The sequence below is a fragment of the Streptomyces sp. NPDC102360 genome, from assembly GCF_044766085.1.
Lineage (GTDB): Bacteria > Actinomycetota > Actinomycetes > Streptomycetales > Streptomycetaceae > Streptomyces.
The window spans coordinates 326662-345021 of record NZ_JBIWLG010000007.1; the positions used below are offsets into that span (position 1 = coordinate 326662).

Below are 18360 nucleotides of genomic sequence, written 5' to 3' on the forward strand. Positions count from 1 at the left end.
GCCCCGGCGACCACCCCTCTTACGCGGCCCACGATCCATCGATACCGTGAGACACGTCCCTTCGACTGCCCCGCTGGACGAGCGACGACGAGGACCGGATCATGACCGAATCCAGTGAGTGGCTCATCTACCGTGGCGCCGGCGAACCCCACGACGGGCTCGAGCGGTTGCCCGCGCCGCCACCCTGGCGCGACTTCTCGGGCCGGGACGCCGAGGGCACGTCGGGCGGCTCCGAGGACCGAAGGCTCGGCGCGCACCGGCACCTCGCGGAGTTGCACAGGCCCGGGGCCGAAGAGCTCGAAATGATCAATGCCGCGCTCTATCTGCGCCGCCCGCTGCTCGTCACGGGGAGTCCGGGCGCGGGCAAGAGCACGCTCGCGCACTCGGTGGCGTACGAGCTGGGTCTGGGCAACGTACTGCGGTGGTCCATCGTCAGCCGCTCCACGCTCCAGGACGGGCTCTACCACTACGACGCGATCGCCCGCCTCCAGGACGTGCAGATCGCGGCGCAGGGCGGGTACGGGTCCGCGGCCGGATCGCCGGGAGCCGTCGAGGGCATCGGGAGCTATATCCGGCTCGGCCCGCTGGGCACCGCCCTGCTGCCGTCGCCGACGCCGCGCGTGCTGCTGATCGACGAGCTCGACAAGAGCGATATCGACTTGCCGAACGACCTGCTGAACGTGCTGGAGGAGGGCGAGTTCGCGATCCCCGAACTGGAGCGGGTCGCCGACCGGTTGCCGGACGGCGAGGCGGAGGTGCTCACCGACGACGGCGTGAAGGTGCGCGTCCGCGACGGCCGGGTGCGGTGCAACGCGTTCCCGTTCGTGGTGCTCACCAGCAACGGGGAGCGCGACTTCCCCGCCCCGCTGATGCGCCGCTGCATCCACCTCGAACTCGGCAGGCCCGACCACAACCGGCTCGCCACGTTCGTACGGGCCCACCTCGGTGACGCGCTGGCACGCGAGGGCGACGACCTGATCAACCGCTTCCTGGAGCGCTCCCGCAGTGAACTGCTCGCGACGGACCAGCTGTTGAACGCGATCCACCTCACCGCCGCCACCGGCACCCTCAGCCGCGAACGCCTCGCCGACCAGCTCATCCAGCGACTCGACCGCCCGAGGTGAAGCGGTGAAACCCGACGCGACGGCGCGTCAGGGTGTCGGCGAGCCCGCGGAGCCCGGACGCCCCGCGGGCGACCCCTTCGCCGATCTCATCGCCAGGCTGCGCCGGATCGGGCTCGACCCGGCCGCGGAGGACCTGTGCGACGCGCTCTGGCTGGCCCGCCACGCCCGCCCCGCGCGCGCCGCGGCCCCGGCGGACACCGGGCCCGGCGAACGGCCCGACCGCGAAGGCGCCCGGCCGGCCCCGCTCCCGGCGACCCCGAACCCCGCGCCCGCGGAGCGTGCGCCGGAGCCGCAGGCGCCCCAGGTGTACGACGAGAGCGGCGACCGGCGCGTCGCCCTCTACCCCGTGCCCCGCTCCACGGCGGGACCGGGGCGCGGCGGCCGCGCCGCGCCGCTGCCGGTCGGCGTCCCGGCGGCGCCCGCGTTCCCCGCGCCGCTCGAACTCCAGCGCGCCCTCAGGCCGTTGCAGGGTTATCGCAGCGCCGCGCCGCCGCGGCGCGCGGTGCTCGACGAGACCGCGACCGCCGAGCGGACCGCGCGGGCCGGCGGCCTGGTGCTCCCCGTGTACCGCGCGGTCACCCGCGCCGACGCGCGCCTGCGGCTCGTGATGGACGCCTCCTCGTCGATGCGCGTGTGGGACCGGATGTTCATCGAACTGGAGCAGGTCTTCGGCCGGTTGGGTGCCTTCTGGGACATCCAGGTCAGCTATCTGCACGAGGGCCCCGACGCCCAGGCCGCCGTCAGCCACAGCCCGGAGCCGTACGCGGCGCCCCTGCACTCCACCGACCGGCTCAGCGACCCCTCGGGCCGCCAGATCACCGTCCTCGTCAGCGACTGCGCGGGCCCGCTGTGGCGCAGCGGCCGGGCCCACCGTCTCCTGCATCAACTGGCCAGGCAGGCCCCCGTCGCCGTACTGCAGCCCCTGCCGCAGCGGATGTGGAACCGGACCCGACTGCCCGTCTCGTACGGGGAGTTGAGCCGCGGCGAGGCCCTGGGCGGCGCCGCCGCGCTGCGTGTGCGGACGGCGACGGGGCCTTCGGCGCGGGACCGTGCGGGGGCGCTCCCTGTGCCCGTGCTGCCGCCCGAACCGGCGGCGCTCGGAGCCTGGGCGCGGCTGCTCTCCGGGGCGGGCGCGGGGCCGGTCGCGGGGGCCGTCGGCTGGGTCAGGGCGGACCAGCGGCCGTCCACGGCGGGGCGGCAGGCGCCGCGTCCTTCGGTACTCGAACTCGTCAGCCGGTTCCGTTCCACCGCGTCCCCGGACGCGGGCCGGCTCGCCGGATTCCTGGCGGCGGCCCCGCTGTGCCTGCCCGTGATGCAGCTCGTGCAGCGGACGATGCTGCCCGGCTCAGGCCCCTCCGAGCTGGCCGAGGTGCTGCTCAGCGGGTTGCTCACGCGGGCCAAGGGGGAGCACGGCACGGACGACGTCCAGTGGTACGAGTTCGCGCCCGGCGTGCAGGAGGCGCTGCTCGGGCCGCTCGGCAGGGACGAGGCGATGCTGGTCCTCAAGCACTGCTCGGAGTACATCGAGGCCCGCTTCGGCAAGGGCGGGCCCAACTTCCCGGCCCTCGCCCTGGCCCAGCTCGGCGACGGCCGCGACGGCTCCGAACGCCCCACCAATACCGGATACGGTCCGCCGCGCGCCGTCGACGGTGACAACGGCGACGGCGGGGCGAGCGGCGCCGACCTCGTCCCGCAGCCCTTCGCCGAGGTCGCCGCGCGGGTCCTGGAGCGCTTCATGCCGCTGCCGGACCAGTTCGCGCTGTACGGGACCGGGAGTCCCGGCGGCCGGCCGGAGGTGTCGCACAGCCACCCCGCCGTCACCCGCGCCCACGCGCTCGCCGAGCGTTTCGCCGACGAGGGCATGGTGCAGGACCTCATCGACGCCGTGCAGTTGCTGCGGGGCGCCACCGAGCACGCGGCGGCCACCGACCGGGACTTCGAGCTGTGGTCCGAGTACGCCCACTGTGTGCTGCGCCTGTGGGAGGTGCAGGGCGGCACGGACCTGTTGCGCGAGGCGGAGCGGGCGGCCGAGCGCGCGGCGGCCCACCCGCACGCGCTGCGCGAACGCGCCGTCCTCGCGCGCGTGCTCTGCACAGCGGCCACCGACCGCAGGCGCAGGGGCGACCGCCACGGCGCCCTCGAACTGCTGAGGAGGGCCGACCGGGAGTACGCGATGGCGTGCTCGGCTCCCGGGCTGCCGGAGCCGGAGGCGCTCGCCCTCACACTGGAGCGGGTGGGCGCACTGGAGGCGCAGTGGCGGCTCGGCGGCGACAGCGCGCTGCTCCAGGGCGCGGTCGGCATGCTGGAGGCCTTCGTCGACGCCTGGTCGGGCCGCCGCCCGCCGCCCGAACTTCCGCTCACGCACGGCCGGATCCTGCTCCGGCTCGCCGGCGTGACCACCGACCGCGAACAGGCGCGCCGGTACGCGGAGCAGAGCGCGCAGTCCCTGCGCGACGGGCTCGCGAGCGACCCCGAAGGAGCCCTCGGTGTCCCGCGCGCCCGCGTGGTCCTCGATCTGGTGGACGCGCTGCTCGCGGCGGGCGGCGCCCTGGACGAGGCACAGGCCCGGATCGACGAGGCGCTGCGGCTCGGCCCCGAACAGAGCCTGCACGTCGCTCTGTTGCGGCGCGCGGGACGTGTCCAGGTGGCGCGCCACGACGATTCGGGCGACCCGCGGCCACTCCAGGAAGCGGCACGGTGTTTCGAACAGGCGTCCCGGCGCATGTCTCGGGAGTCCTCGGCCCACGCCGACGTACTGGCGGAGTGGGGAGAGGTCCTGCTGCGCCGGGCGGCGCTGGAGACCGGGCCACGCGCGCAGAGCGCCCTCTCGCACGCCATCCTCGTCCTGCGGGACTGCCGCTCGGAGACGCCCACGGGCAGCTCCCGGCTGGCCGACCGCCTCCTGCTCCTCGGTCGCGCGCTGATGCTCCGCTATCGCGCGCGTGCCGACCGCGTCGACCTGCGGGAGGCCGAACACCTCCTCGGCCTCGCCGCGGCGGAGTCCGGCGACCCCCTGCTCGCGGCGCGGTGCCGCCTGGAGCTGGGCGAGGTGCAGTACGAGGCGTACCGGAGCCTCGGCCGTCCCGCCCGCCTCGACGAGGCCGTGGAGGCGTTCCGCCTGGCGGCGGAGTGCGCCCGGGAGGCGGAGGAGGCCGCGGAGACCGGCCGGCGCCGCCAGGAAGCCGTCGTACTGGGCGCGCAGGCGCAGCACTTGCGGGGTATGTCCTATGAGGCGGCGGCCCGCCCGAGGGCCGCCCGGGAGTCCTACCGGGCGGCGCGCGCGGCATGGTCGAAGCTGCGGCAGGGCAGCTTCAACACGGGCACGCCTACGGCCCGGGACACGGCCGAGCGACTGGCGGCGCTGGAGTGACGGGACGACGACGCGGACGCGAGGGGGACGGTGTGAACGGGGACGAGGAATCACAGGACGCCGCTGGATTACCGGGGCCGCGGGAACCGCTGCCCGACCTGACGCGGCTCGCTCTCAAGGACTTGGCGGACATTCAGCACCCGGTGCTCCAAGAGGTGTTGGCGGAGCTCCGTGGGCGCGCGGAGCAGCCCGGCGAGACGCTCTGGGGGTTCAACAATTCCTTCACCTGACCCACCGGGACGGCGGTGGCGGGCCGGGCCGCACATTTCGGTCGCGGTGTTCAACTAATCGGACAGTTCGAAAGGGCCGCGTTTGCGGATTCCGCCGCGACGGTAGGCGGTTTTCTGCGAGCGCGGTCGTCGACGGGCGTGCGACATGGGGGTGCGGGTGTGTCCGGACAGGCCGCTCCCCAGTCGGTGCCCGAACCGCCGTATCCCTTCCGGCAGTTCATCGTCAAAGTGCACGGCCGCTGCAACCTCGCCTGCCGGTACTGCTATCTGTACGAGGGGCAGGACCACGGCTGGCGCACCCGGCCGGCCGTCGCGTCCGACGAGGTCCTCGACCGCACCGCCACCCGCATCGCCGAGCACGCCCGCACCCATCGGCCGGCGGCGCTCTCCCTGGTGCTGCACGGCGGCGAACCACTCCTGGCGGGCGTCGACACCCTCGCCCGGTTCACCGACCTGGTGCGCGCCCGGACACCGGCCGACTGCGCGGTCCGCGCCACCGTCCAGACCAATGCCACCCTGCTGACGGCGCCCGGTGCCGCCACCCTGGCCCGGCACGACATCAGCGTCGGTGTCAGCCTCGACGGCGGCACCGCCGCCGACAACGCCCGGCGCGTCGATCATGCGGGGCGCCCGTCCTGGCCCGCCGCCACCCGCGGGGCGCGCCTGCTCGCCGAGCGCTTCCCCCGCTCGTACGCCGGGATCCTCGCGGTCGTCGACCCCGCACGGGACCCCACGGCCACGTACGAGTCCCTGCTGACGCTCCGCCCGCCGGCCGTCGACCTGCTGCTGCCGCACGGCAACTGGACCAGCCCGCCGCCCCACTGGGATCCGGCAGGGAAGGCCTACGGGGACTGGCTGTGTGCCGTCTTCGACCGCTGGTGGGACGCGGGCCGCCGGGAGACGCGGGTCCGGCTCTTCGAGGAGTGCCTCGCCCTGCTCCTCGGCCTGCCCGCGGCCACCGAGTCGCTGGGGCTCGCCCCGTTCGACGCCGTGGTCGTCGAGACGGACGGCTCGATCGAGCAGGTGGACTCCCTGAAGTCGGCCTACGAGGGGGCGGCCGCCACCGGACTCGACGTCTTCCGGCACGCCTTCGACGTGGCCCTGCGGCACCCGGGGGTGGCCGCCCGGCAGTCGGCCGCGACGGCGCCCGCCGCGCACTGCCGGGCCTGTCCCCTGCTGAAGGTCTGCGGAGGCGGCCACTACGCCCACCGCTACCGGGCGGGGAGCGGGTTCCGCAACGCTTCCGTGTACTGCGCCGACCTGGAGCGGTTCATCCGCCACGCGGCCGTACGGCTCGCGGGTGAGCCCGCTGCCGCCGCCCCGGCGGCCGGCGAAAGGAGCACTCCGTGACGCTCACGGTGGTCCCGGACCGGGCCCTCGACGAACTCGGCCGGACCGAAGGCGGCCCGGACACGCTCGCGCTCCTGGTACGTGACCAGGACACGCGGCGCCTGCTGTTGCTGCGCGCCCTCCTCGACGCGGCGGACGCGGCCGACCCGCGGGTGTGCACCGCGGGGCAGAAGGCGCGCCTGCGGGACGACTGGGCGCTGCTGACCGAGGCCGAGAACGGGGAGCCCGACGGCCGGGACCACGCGCGGGACCGGATCCGCTACCCCCTCACCGGACCGTGGGCGCTGCGCTGTCTGCGCGGCCTCGACCGGCCGCCCGGTCCCGCCCGCGAACCGGACGAGGCCCGCGCGCTGCGGCTCGACCTGGACCACTTCAGCGCGCTCGCCGCGGCGGTCGCCGCAGGCGCGGGGGTTCCCTTCACGGCGCGGCTCACCGCCCACCACGGCACGCTGACCCTGCCGTCCCTCGGGCGGCTGCGCACGACCGTGCACCGCGACGTCGCGGTCGAAGTCGCCTTCAAGGACGGGAAGATGACGCTGTGTCAGGACGACGGCCCCCAAGTCGTCGTCTTCCCGGAGCGCGGATTCGGGGCATGGTCCGGCACGCGCGCGTGGACGCCCGCACACGCGCTGCCCGGGCTGATCCCGGGGGCGCCGCCCCTGCCGCTGGACGACCTCGACCCGTACCGGACGGACCCCGGGCCCCGGCATCGCAGGCAGAGCGGGCCGACGACCCTGGACGACGCGGAGCGCAAACGCTGGCTGGCCGCCTGGTCGGGCACCGCCGCGGCGCTGCGCGCGGGCGGCGAGCACCGGCTGACGGAGGCCCTGACACTGTTGCGCTGCCTCGTGCCCCTCGAAACACCGCCGGGCGCCGAGGGGCGCGGCGGCTGCAGCGCGACCCGGCGAGAGGCCTTCGGCGCCCTGCTCAGCAGCACACCACCCTCCTCGGCCGCCTTCGCGGCGACCGTCGTCCACGAGCTGCAGCACGCCAAACTCGCCGCGCTCGGCGACGCGCTGACACTCCACCAGGACGACGGACAGCCACGCCACTTCGCGCCCTGGCGCCCCGACCCGCGACCGTACGACGGCCTGCTCCAGGGCGCCTACGCCCACCTCGCCCTCGCCGACTTCTTCCAGCGCCGCGCGCTCACCGGGGCCGCCCGCAAGGAGTCGGCGTGGACCCAGCACAGCCGCTACCGGGCCCAGGTGGGGGCGGTGCTGCCGGTGCTCGTCGGCTCGCCGCGGCTGACCGCGCGGGGTCGCCGCTTCGTCGACCAGATGGTCGTCGCCTACGAACGGATGTCCGCCCACCCGGCGCCGCGCGGCCACACGGCCCGCGCCGAGGCGTATGTGAATGCCGTGCGCACCCTGTGGCGGCAACGGCTGTCATCGGCCACCCGGCCGAACGAGTGAAGCCGGCCGGTGGCCGGTGTGCCGCTGCGCGAAGATCCTTGAACCGAGGCGTAGTTCACGTGTGGCACTGTCCAGGGTCGCGCCGAGGTTCTAGGATTTTTTTACTAACGCGCAGGAGGCCGCTGCATGTCTGCAACTCGTACGTCGGTCGGGGCGACCGCGGGGGAAACGGCGAAACAGACCGTCACGATCAGCTTCGCCGGGTTCAACCGCGCCTGGGCTGCCTGGATCGGCGACCGGTTGGAGCGGCGCGGCCTGCGGGTGGTGTATCAGCGCTGGGAGGGTCCGGCCGAGACCCCGCTCGTGGATCTGCTGCGGGACCTGAGCCTCGCGGAGGGCCGGATCCTCGTCATCGTCAGTGAGTGGTATTTCCAGCTCGGCCCGCGCACCCACGAGGAGTGGAACGCGGCGCTGCGCGAGGTCGTGGCACCCGACCCGGCCCGCTTCGCGGCCGTCTCCCTGACCACGTCCTCGGTGCCCCAGGCGACGGCCGTGCTGGGCGCCGTGGGCCTGATCAACCTGGGTGCGGAGGAGGCCGAGCGGCGGCTGCTCGAACGGCTCGACCTGCCCACGGACCCGCTGCCCGAGCCCGCGGGCAGCGCCCGGCGCGGCCCCCGCTTCCCGGCCACGATGCCCGAGGTGTGGGGCGGAGTACCGCGCCGCAACACCCGGTTCACGGGCCGCGAGACGATCCTCAACGAGGCGTACCACCGGCTCACGTCGGCCGAGCCGGGCGCGAGTGTCCTGACGTTCCACGGCATGTCCGGCGTGGGCAAGACCCAGCTCGCGGCGGAGTACGTCTACCGCTTCGGCTCCGAGTACGACGTCGTGTGGTGGGTGAACGCCGAGAAGCGTGTCACCTACCGGCGCGGCCTCGCCGAACTCGCCCCGAAACTCGGCCTCCAGACCGGACAGGAGTACGGCGAACGGCTGAGGACGGTCCGCGACTCGCTGCGTCGCGGCGATCCGTACGGGCGCTGGCTGCTCATCCTCGACGGCGCGGACGAGCCCGACCAGATCTGGGACCTGGTGCCGACCGGGCCGGGACAGGTGATCATCACCTCCCGCAACCCGGAGTGGAGCGAGCACAACAGCATGCTGCTCGAGGTCCCCGTCTACCGGCGCGACGAGTCGGTGGCCTTCCTCAGGCGCCGGGCCCCGCGCCTTACGGAGACGGACGCCGACCTGCTGGCGGATGCCCTGGAGGACCTGCCCCTGCTGCTCGACCAGACGGCGGGCTGGCTGAACGACTCGGACCTGTCGGTCGAGGAGTACATCGGCCTCCTGGACGGCGGCATCGACCAGGACGTGGTCAAGGTGTCGGCGGACTTCCCCGTGGCCTTCCAGACCGCCTGGTCGATACTGCTGAACAAGCTCCGCGACACCGTCCCGGAATCCGTCGACCTGCTGCGCCTGTGCACGTTCTTCGCGCCCGGCTTCATCCCCGTACGCCTGCTGAAGGAAATGCCCAGCGACGACCTGCCCGAACAGGTCGCGGGGCTGCTGAACGATCCGCTGCTGTGGAACAAGGCGGTCAACCAGCTGCGCCAGTACTCCGTGGTGCGCCTGGAGTCCCACGAGGCGGGGACGGACGATGTGACCGCCTCGGGGGAGGCCCTCTACCTGCACCGCATGGTCCACCAGATCGTGCACGTCGACATGCCGGAGACGGACCGGCGCGAGTTCGTCGGCGTCGTGCAGGCGGCACTGGCCGCCGCCGACCCGCGCAGGCCCACCGACACCCGGCTGTGGCCCGGCTACGCCGAGATCGTGCCGCACCTGAAGTACGCGGACGTGTTGCAGAGCACGGACCCGAACGTCCAGGGGCTCGTGCTCAACTGCCTGCGCTACATGTACCTCTCCGGAGAGTTCACGGCAGGCATCAAGCTGGGCGAGCGCGCCATGAAGGCGTGGCGGGAACTCCTCGGCGAGAACCATCCGCGGATCTGGGAGCTGTCCTTCCACTACGTCAACGTGCTGCGCGCCGCCGGTGAGTACGCCCGCACCGAAACCCTCAACCGAGCCGCGGTGGCGCACCTGCGCGAGACGCGGGGGCCGGACGACCTGGAGCATCTGCGGGCCTCCAGCGGACTCGCCGCCGACCTGCGCGGCCTCGGCCGGTACGAGGAGGCGCTCGAACTGTGCCGCTGGACCCTGACGGCCTATCAGGACCTCCTGGGCGAGCAGGACTCGCGCACGATGAACGCGCAGAACAACGTGGCCGTGACGCTCCGGCTGCTCGGGCGCTACGCCGAGGCCCTCGACATCGACCGGCAGGTCATGGAGTCCCGGAGGTCCCTGCTGAAGGGGCGGCACCCCTGGACCCTCGACTCCCAGATCTCGTACGCCATCGACCTGCGGCTGAACGGCCGCTACGACGACGCCGAGTCGAACCAGGCGCTGAGCCTGCGGGAGAACCGGCTCGTCATGGGTGAGAGCAACCCGCAGACCCTCAAGGCCGAGTACAACCTCGCGCTCTGCCACTACCGCAGAGGCGAACGCGTGAAAGCCGGCAAGGCACTCGCCCGCGTGCTGGAGCGCGGTGAGCGGGTCATGGGCGAGACGCACCCCTGGACCCTCATGTTCGCCTGCGCCCAGAGCTGCTTCGCCCGCGAGGACGGGGACATCGACGAGTCGCGCGAGCTCAGTGAGGCCATCGTCGCCCGGTACGAGGTCCAGCTCGCCGACACCCACCCCTTCGTCGCGGGCGCCCGCGCGAACCAGGCGCTCATCCTGCGCAACGTGGGGGAGCGGGAGCACGCGCACGACCTCATCGAGCGGGCCCTCGCCGACATGACCGCCGCGGTGGGCGAGAACCACCCCTGGACGCTGGGCTGCGCCGTCAACGCCTCGGCGCTGCGCAACCTCGTCGGTGACACCGAATCCGCGGCGGAGCTCAGCAGCGCGACGGTCACCCGCGCCATCGAGGCGCTGGGCCGCACCCACCCCCTCAGCCTGTCCGCGCGCATCGCGTACGCGGCGGACCTCCGCGGGCTGCGGGAGCGCCGTCAGGCGGAGAAGACCGAGCAGGAGGCGCTCTCGGACCTCGAGACGACGCTCGGCAAGCAGCACGTGCACACCATCTCCGCCCGCGCCCGCAACCGCCCCCACTGGGACTTCGAACCCCAGACGACCTGAGCGGCGCGTCCCCGTGACAGGCCGAAGGCCCGGCCCCTCGAAAGGGGCCGGGCCTTCGGCCTTGTCCGGTGTGCTGTGTCGAGACCTACGCCTCGAACACCTCACGCACCAGCTGCTCCTGCTCGGCCTGGTGGCGCTTGGCCGAGCCGACCGCCGGGGACGAGCCGTGCGGCCGCGAGATGCGGCGCAGGCGCTCGGCACCCGGGATGTCGGCGCCGACGGCCAGGTCCAGGTGGTCGATCAGGTTGAGCGCGATGAACGGCCAGGCACCCTGGTTCGCCGGCTCCTCCTGCGCCCAGAGGTACTTCTCGGCGTTCGGGAACTTGGCGATCTCGGCCTGGAGCTCGGCACCCGGCAGCGGGAACAGGCGCTCCACGCGGATGATCGCGGTGTCGGTGACGCCGCTCTTCTTCCGCTCGGCCTCGAGGTCGTAGTACAGCTTGCCCGCCACGAAGACGACCTTCTTGATGGCCTTCGGGTCCGTCGCACCCGAGTCGACCTCGGTGTCGCCGATGACCGGACGGAAGCCGCCCGTCGTGAACTCGTCCACCTTCGACGCGGCGGCCTTGAGGCGCAGCATCGACTTCGGGGTGAAGACCACCAGCGGCTTGTGGTGCGGGTTGTGCACCTGCCACCGCAGGAGGTGGAAGTAGTTCGACGGGAGCGTGGGCATCGCGACCGTCATGTTGTTCTGGGCGCAGAGCTGGAGGAAGCGCTCCACACGCGCGGACGAGTGGTCCGGGCCCTGGCCCTCGTAGCCGTGGGGGAGGAGCAGCGTGACACCGCTCGTCTGGCCCCACTTCTGCTCGGCGGCCGAGATGTACTCGTCGACGATGGTCTGCGCGCCGTTGACGAAGTCACCGAACTGGGCTTCCCACAGGACGAGGGACTCCGGGCGGGCAAGGGAGTAGCCGTACTCGAAGCCCATGACCGCGTACTCGGAGAGCAGCGAGTCGTAGACGTTGTAGCGGGCCTGGTCGGGCGACAGGTAGAGGAGCGGGGTGAAGTCCTCGCCCGTCTTGTTGTCGATGAGGACCGCGTGGCGCTGGCCGAAGGTGCCGCGGCGCGAGTCCTGTCCGGACAGCCGGACCGGCGTGCCCTCCAGGAGCAGCGAGCCGAGGGCGAGGGTCTCGCCCATGCCCCAGTCGATCGTCCCGTCCTCGATCATCGCCGCGCGGCGCTGCAGCTGCGGCAGCAGACGCGGGTGCACCGTGACGTGGTCCGGGATGTTCACCTGGGACTCGGCGATGCGCTTGACGACCTCCTGGGAGATCGCCGTCTGCACGGCCACCGGGAACTCGGCCTGCGGGTCGGGCACCTCGGCCGCGGCCGGGTGCGAGACGGCCTCGCGGACCTCCGTGAAGACCTTCTCCAGCTGGCCCTGGAAGTCCTGGAGCGCCTGCTCGGCCTCTTCCAGGGTGATGTCGCCGCGACCGATGAGGGACTCGGTGTAGAGCTTGCGCACCGAGCGCTTCTTGTCGATCAGGTCGTACATCAGCGGCTGCGTGAACGCCGGGTTGTCCGACTCGTTGTGACCGCGGCGGCGGTAGCAGATGAGGTCGATGACGACGTCCTTGTTGAACGCCTGGCGGAACTCGAAGGCCAGACGGGCAACGCGGACGACGGCCTCGGGGTCGTCGCCGTTCACGTGGAAGATCGGCGCCTCGATCATGCGGGCCACGTCCGTGGCGTACATGGAGGAGCGAGACGACTCGGGAGCTGCCGTGAAGCCGACCTGGTTGTTGATGACGATGTGGACCGTGCCGCCCGTGCGGTAGCCGCGCAGCTGCGACATGTTGAGCGTCTCGGCGACCACACCCTGGCCCGCGAAGGCCGCGTCACCGTGCAGGGCGACGGGCAGGACCGTGAAGTCCGTGCCGCCCTTGTTGATGATGTCCTGCTTGGCGCGGACGATGCCCTCGATGACCGGGTCGACCGTCTCCAGGTGGGACGGGTTGGCGGCCAGCGAGACGTTGATCTGCTCGCCGTCCAGGCCGGTGAAGGTGCCCTGGGCGCCCAGGTGGTACTTCACGTCGCCGGAGCCGTGCATCGACTTCGGGTCGAGGTTGCCCTCGAACTCCCGGAAGATCTGCGCGTACGACTTGCCGACGATGTTCGCCAGGACGTTCAGCCGGCCGCGGTGGGCCATGCCGATGACGACCTCGTCGAGACGGTTCTCGGCGGCGGAGTCGATGACCGCGTCGAGCAGCGGGATGACGGACTCGCCGCCCTCCAGGGAGAACCGCTTCTGACCGACGTACTTGGTCTGGAGGAAGGTCTCGAAGGCCTCCGCCGAGTTCAGCCTGCGCAGGATGCGCAGCTGCTCCTCGCGCTCCGGCTTGGCGTGCGGCCGCTCGATGCGGTCCTGCAGCCAGCGGCGCTGCTTCGGGTCCTGGATGTGCATGAACTCGACGCCGGTGGTGCGGCAGTACGAGTCGCGCAGCACGCCGAGGACGTCGCGCAGCTTCATCATCGACTTGCCGGCGAAGCCGCCGACGGCGAACTCGCGCTCCAGGTCCCACAGCGTGAGCCCGTGCTCGGTGATGTCCAGGTCGGGGTGCTTGCGCTGCTGGTACTCCAGCGGGTCCGTGTCGGCCATGACGTGGCCGCGGACCCGGTAGGAGTGGATCAGCTCGAAGACGCGGGCGGCCTTGGTGACGTCGTCGTCGTGCGAGGCGTCGATGTCCTTGAGCCAGCGGACCGGCTCGTAGGGGATCCGCAGGGCCTTGAAGATCTCGTCGTAGAACTCGGACTCGCCGAGCAGCAGGTTCGCGACGATGCGCAGGAACTCGCCGGAGGCGGCGCCCTGGATGACCCGGTGGTCGTAGGTCGACGTGAGCGTCATGACCTTCGAGATGCCGAGCTTGTTCAGCGTGTCCTGGGACGTGCCCTGGAACTCCGCCGGGTAGTCCATGGAGCCGACGCCCATGATGACCGACTGTCCGGGCATCAGACGCGGCACCGAGTGGACGGTGCCGAGGCCGCCGGGGTTGGTCAGGGAGACCGTGACACCGGCGAAGTCGTCCATGCCGAGCTTGCCGTCACGGGCGCGCCGGACGATGTCCTCGTAGGCCTGCCAGAACTCGAAGAAGTTCAGCGTCTCGGCCTTCTTGATGCCCGCGACGACCAGCTGGCGGTCGCCGTTCGGCTTCACGAGGTCGATGGCCAGACCGAAGTTGATGTGCTCCGGCTTGACCAGCGTCGGCTTGCCGTCCTTCTCCTGGAAGGAGTAGTTCATCGACGGCATGGCCTTGATGGCCTGCACCATCGCGTACCCGATGAGGTGCGTGAAGGAGATCTTCCCGCCGCGGGCGCGCTTCAGGTGGTTGTTGATGACGATGCGGTTGTCGAACAGCAGCTTCACCGGGACCGCGCGCACGGACGTCGCCGTGGGGACCTCGATGGACTTGTTCATGTTCTTCGCGACGGCGGCGGCGGGGCCGCGCAGCGTCACGAGCTCGGGGCCGGCAGGGGCCTCGGTCGTCACTTCTTCAGCCTTCTTCGGTACGGGGGTGGCGGCAGCGGCCGGCTTCGGCGCGGTGGGCGCGGCCGGAGCGGCGGGCTTCGCGGGGGCCGGAGCAGCAGACTGTGCGGGAGCTGCTGCTGCGGGCTTCGCGGGCGCGGCAGGGGCCTGCGCTGCGGGCGCGGCCGGGGCCGCGGGCTTCTCGGCCGGCTTCGGGGTCGACGCGGCCCCCGCGGCCGCGGCACCTGGCTTGTAGTCGGCGAAGAAGTCCCACCAGGCTCGGTCAACCGAATTCGGGTCCTGGAGGTACTGCTGATAGATCTCGTCGACGAGCCACTCGTTGGGTCCGAACGCGGCCGCAGGGTTTTTACCCTGCCCGGCTTGGTCGGTCTCGGTGGAGATGCTCGAGTTACTGGGGGACTGTGGCGACACGGCGTGAACCGCCCTCTTCCGCTTCTCACAAGGTGATGGACAGCGGGAATAAAGGCTACGCCTCCATCGGCGGGACTTGCAGACCGGGCCGGTCATCCGTCACGTAAGTCACACCGGAAGTTGCGTTTCGGGCCGGGAAATGGCGGGAAACAAGCGGGGTTTCGGAACGTTCGGATGCGCGCCCGGCGTGTTCGTGTCTGCCCGGCGCGCTCTTGACCCTTGCCTGACCGAAACCCTACGTCAACTTTGCGTTCCGGGCTCTCCCGGAAGAGTGACCTTGATCCGGCAGCCCCGAGCGGATTCGGCCACTCGGATCTGCCCGCCGTGCAGTTCCACGGCCCAGCGGGCGATGGCGAGGCCGAGGCCCGTGCCGCCGTCGCCCTTGTCGCCCGTGGCGGCGCCCTGGTTGAAGCGCTCGAAGACCTTGTGCCACTCGGACTGCGGGATGCCGGGGCCCTCGTCGAGCACCTCGAGGACGAGGGACTCGGGGTAGGGGCCGCGGCGGGCGCTCACGGTGACGCGGCCGTGCTGCGGCGAGTGCTTCACCGCGTTGTCGATGAGGTTCGCGACGACCTGGTGGATGCGCTCCGGGTCGGCGCTCGCCGTCAGCTCGGGCGGCGAGACGTCGAGGTGCAGATGGACGTCCGTGCGCGTATGGGTGCCGGAGCCCGAGGCGAGTCCCGCGCGCTGGGAGACCGCCATGTTGGCCTCCTTCAGGACGCCCGACAGATACGGCCAGACCTCGAAGCGGCGCGTCTTCAGCGGCACGACGCCGTTGTCCAGGCGGGACAGGTCGAGCAGCGTGTCGACGAGGCGGCCGAGCCGCTCCGTCTGTTTGAGCGCCGTGCGCATCGTCTCGGGGTCGGCGGCCATGACGCCGTCGACGACGTTCTCCAGGACCGCGCGCAGGCCCGCGATGGGCGTGCGCAGCTCGTGCGAGACATTGGCCACGAGCTCTTTGCGCTGCTGGTCCTGGGCCGCCAGCTCGTCGGCCATGCGGTTGATGGTGACCGCGAGGTCACCGATCTCGTCCCGCCGGCCCGCGCCGCGGACCCGGCGCGAGTAGTCGCCGTTGGAGATGAACCGGGCGACCGTGTTCATCTCGTCGAGCGGGGCCGTCAGCGAGTGCGCCACGAACTGCGTGATCAGCAGCGTGGCGATGATCGAGAACACCGTGATGAAGCGCAGCTCCGTCGCCGTGTACATCGCCACCATGAGCAGGCCCGTGGTGATGAAGACGGAGACGACGACGAGCGTGCCGAGCTTCGCCTTCACGGAGAAGGGGCGCAGACCGCCGGACGCCCACTGGGGGTTGAACGGCGGTCGGTGCGGCCGCCCGCCCGTTACCCGGTTCCGGTCCCCGCCGCTCACGGGTTCGGCGTCTCCAGCGCGTAGCCCACGCCGTGCACGGTGCGGATGCGCTCCGCGCCGATCTTCCGGCGCAGGGCCTTGATGTGGCTGTCGACCGTGCGGGTGCCCGAGGCGTCCGCCCAGTCCCACACCTCGGCGAGCAGCTGCTCACGGGAGAGGACCGCGCGCGGCGTGTTCGCCAGGCACACGAGGAGGTCGAACTCGGTGGGAGTGAGGTGTACGTCCTCGCTCCTGACCCGCACGCGCCGCTGCGCGTGGTCGACTTCCAGCTCGCCGAGCCGCAGGATGCCGCTGCGCGGCGTCGTGGCCGCGAGCGCCGCCCGCTCGACGCGGCGCAGCAGCACGTGCACGCGCGCCGCCAGCTCCCGCATGGAGAACGGTTTGGTCATGTAGTCGTCGGCACCGACGCCGAGCCCCACCAACATGTCCGTCTCGTCGTCGCGCGCGGTGAGCATCATGACCGGCACAGGCCGCTGGGCCTGTACGCGCCGGCAGACTTCGAGCCCGTCGAATCCGGGCAGCATGATGTCGAGGATCAGCAGGTCGGGCTGCCAGGCCTCGGCCGTGTCCACCGCCGCCGGACCGTCCTGCGCGGTTTGCACGAGGAATCCCTCGGCGCGCAGCCGGGCGGCGATGGCGTCGACGATCGTCGGATCATCCTCGACGACCAGGACCCGTCGTTGGGCTCCCTGGGTCGTCGTGGTGGTGTTGTGGGAGGTGTGTGTCTGCTCCATCGCCCCGCCCCTGAGTGCGCGTCGTCGTGACGCGCTTGACGCTTGAATGATCGGGTTTCGGACGTCAGCGTACGGGGAGTTACCGCCGGTCGGCTACGTGGGCCTCAGAGCGAGGTGCACCACGTCAGGGACGCCCCGGACAACCGGGATCTCTTCGGTGCGCACCGCCTGGAATCCGGCATTCCGCAAGGTTTCTTCGAAATTTGCTGACGGCTGTGCGGACCATACGGCGAGAACACCGCCCGGGTCGAGTCGGTCCTTGCAGGCGGCGAGGCCGGACGGTCCGTAAAGGGTGTCGTTGTCCTCGGTGACCGTCCAGTCCGGACCGTTGTCGATGTCGAGGCAGAGCGCGTCGTAGGTGTCCGTGGCCGTGTGCAGATGCCGTACGAGGTCGGCCTCGACGATTTCCGTACGGGGGTCGGCGAGGGCCTCTGCGGAGAGCGCGCGCAGCGGGCCGTTCCGATGCCAGTCGATGATCGCGGGTTCGCGCTCGACGACCGTGATGCCGCCCCAGCGCGGGTCGGCGGCCGCGTGCGCGAGGGAGAAGCCGACGCCGAGGCCGCCGATGAGGACGCGCGGCCTCGCGCGGCCGTCAAGCGAGGCGAGCGCGGCGTCCATCAGCAGGCGCTCGGAGCGGCCGTCGGAAGTGTCCATCAGGAACGTGCCGTTGGCGATGATCTGGAGCAGCTCGCCGTGCCGGCGCAGGACCACCTCGCCGAACGGGCCTTCGCGGCGATCGAGGACGACGGGTGGACCGGGATGGTGCAGGGTCGTCATGGCGGCCATTGTGGCCGACGGGGTCGGCGGCCCGCCGGTATTTTCTGTGGCCCACGTCTCACATGGCGCTCGTCACAGAGGGTGACCCGCACCGGGGTCGACGCCACGGGGCTCCGCCCCGGACCCCGCTGCTCAATCGCCGCAGGGGCTTGAAAGATCGCCTCAATCGCCGGCGGGGCTTGAAATATCAAGCCCCGCCGGCGATTGAGGCGATCCAGCCCCGCCGGCGTTTGAGGCGCGGGGTCCGGGGCGGAGCCCCGTGGCGTGGGGTCAGTCGACCGGTCCCACGTACTTCGCGTTCGTCAGCGGCGCCTCGATCCGCCACCCCACCGACTCGTAGAGGAACCGCCCCTCCGGGGTACACGCGAGGACCGCACGGGTCGCGCCCTGCGCATGCGCCGCTGCCTGGAGCGTGCCCATGACCACACGGCCGAGCCCCTTGCGGCGATGGTGTGCCGAGGTCTCGATCTGGTCGACGACCGCGCTCGCCCCGGTCGGGGCGATCTGACCGCGCGCCGCGAACGCCCCCGCCGCGTCGGTGACCAGGACCCGCGTGACCCCGGCGCGATTCCAGATGTGCCGGATGTAGCCCCCGGGGGCCGGAGGCACGGCGGCCCGGGTCAGTTCCGACGACATCAGGAAGTCGTCCGCCCCGTACGCCTCCCACTCCGGGCCGAGCCACGGCAGCACCCGCTCCGGGTCCGCGAAGACCTTCAGGTGGGTGCCGCGGCCGCGCGTCGCCCCGGCCGCCTTGCGTACGGCCTCCTCGGACACCGCGTCGTTGGTGGCGCCGATGACGTGCCGGCTCACGTGCTCCTGAAGGCCCACATGAATCGTGTAACCCCAGGGCTCGACGAGCGGGGGAGCGGCGCCGCGAGAGACGACCCAGCCGTCGATCCAGTTCCGTACCAGCTCCTCGCCCGTCATGCCCGCACTCCCAGATGTAAGGGTCCGTT

11 protein-coding genes are annotated in these 18360 nt (G+C 71.9%); 6 read left to right on the plus strand and 5 right to left on the minus strand.

Translation table 11 applies throughout. The features are described from left to right. The first annotated feature begins 101 nt into the window (after nt 1–101). The 6 genes from ACIRHA_RS27030 to fxsT all read left to right on the plus strand — a co-directional run bounded on the left by ACIRHA_RS27030 (nt 102) and on the right by fxsT (nt 10627). Entirely contained in the window at nt 102–1124 is a 1023-nt protein-coding gene (locus ACIRHA_RS27030; RefSeq protein WP_403850856.1) for an AAA family ATPase, read from the plus strand. Nucleotides 1125–1128: 4 nt separating this feature from the next. Next, complete coding sequence (locus tag ACIRHA_RS27035) at nt 1129–4494, plus strand: SAV_2336 N-terminal domain-related protein (RefSeq protein ID WP_403850858.1); 3366 nt, start codon at nt 1129–1131, stop codon at nt 4492–4494. Then, nucleotides 4410–4724: an FxSxx-COOH cyclophane-containing RiPP peptide gene (gene fxsA, locus ACIRHA_RS27040; protein WP_403850861.1), complete on the plus strand. Its 315-nt coding sequence runs from the start codon at nt 4410–4412 to the stop codon at nt 4722–4724. Before ACIRHA_RS27035 ends, fxsA begins: the two co-directional genes overlap by 85 nt. 159 nt (nt 4725–4883) lie before the next feature. After that, nucleotides 4884–6074, plus strand: a complete 1191-nt coding sequence (locus ACIRHA_RS27045; RefSeq protein WP_403850864.1) for an FxsB family cyclophane-forming radical SAM/SPASM peptide maturase — start codon at nt 4884–4886, stop codon at nt 6072–6074. Next, nucleotides 6071–7489: an aKG-HExxH-type peptide beta-hydroxylase gene (locus ACIRHA_RS27050; RefSeq protein WP_403850867.1), complete on the plus strand. Its 1419-nt coding sequence runs from the start codon at nt 6071–6073 to the stop codon at nt 7487–7489. The genes ACIRHA_RS27045 and ACIRHA_RS27050 overlap by 4 nt, the downstream gene beginning before the upstream one ends. Before the next feature lie 126 nt (nt 7490–7615). Next, on the plus strand, nt 7616–10627 hold the full coding sequence (gene fxsT / locus ACIRHA_RS27055; RefSeq protein WP_403850870.1) for an FxSxx-COOH system tetratricopeptide repeat protein: 3012 nt from the start codon (nt 7616–7618) through the stop codon (nt 10625–10627). Nucleotides 10628–10712: 85 nt separating this feature from the next. Here the strand turns inward: fxsT and ACIRHA_RS27060 are convergent, their stop codons facing one another. From ACIRHA_RS27060 to ACIRHA_RS27080, 5 genes are all read right to left on the minus strand, one after another. Next, a complete protein-coding gene (locus ACIRHA_RS27060) occupies nt 10713–14522 on the minus strand; it encodes a multifunctional oxoglutarate decarboxylase/oxoglutarate dehydrogenase thiamine pyrophosphate-binding subunit/dihydrolipoyllysine-residue succinyltransferase subunit (RefSeq protein WP_403850873.1) in 3810 nt (1269 codons plus the stop codon). Nucleotides 14523–14762: 240 nt separating this feature from the next. Next, complete coding sequence (locus ACIRHA_RS27065) at nt 14763–15893, minus strand: ATP-binding protein (RefSeq protein ID WP_403850875.1); 1131 nt, start codon at nt 15891–15893, stop codon at nt 14763–14765. After that, nucleotides 15890–16627: a response regulator transcription factor gene (locus tag ACIRHA_RS27070; RefSeq protein ID WP_351336590.1), complete on the minus strand. Its 738-nt coding sequence runs from the start codon at nt 16625–16627 to the stop codon at nt 15890–15892. The genes ACIRHA_RS27065 and ACIRHA_RS27070 overlap by 4 nt, the downstream gene beginning before the upstream one ends. Before the next feature lie 93 nt (nt 16628–16720). Beyond that, entirely contained in the window at nt 16721–17413 is a 693-nt protein-coding gene (locus ACIRHA_RS27075) for a spermidine synthase (protein WP_403850878.1), read from the minus strand. 261 nt (nt 17414–17674) lie between these two features. After that, complete coding sequence (locus ACIRHA_RS27080) at nt 17675–18331, minus strand: GNAT family N-acetyltransferase (protein ID WP_403850880.1); 657 nt, start codon at nt 18329–18331, stop codon at nt 17675–17677. Nucleotides 18332–18360: the final 29 nt, after the last annotated feature.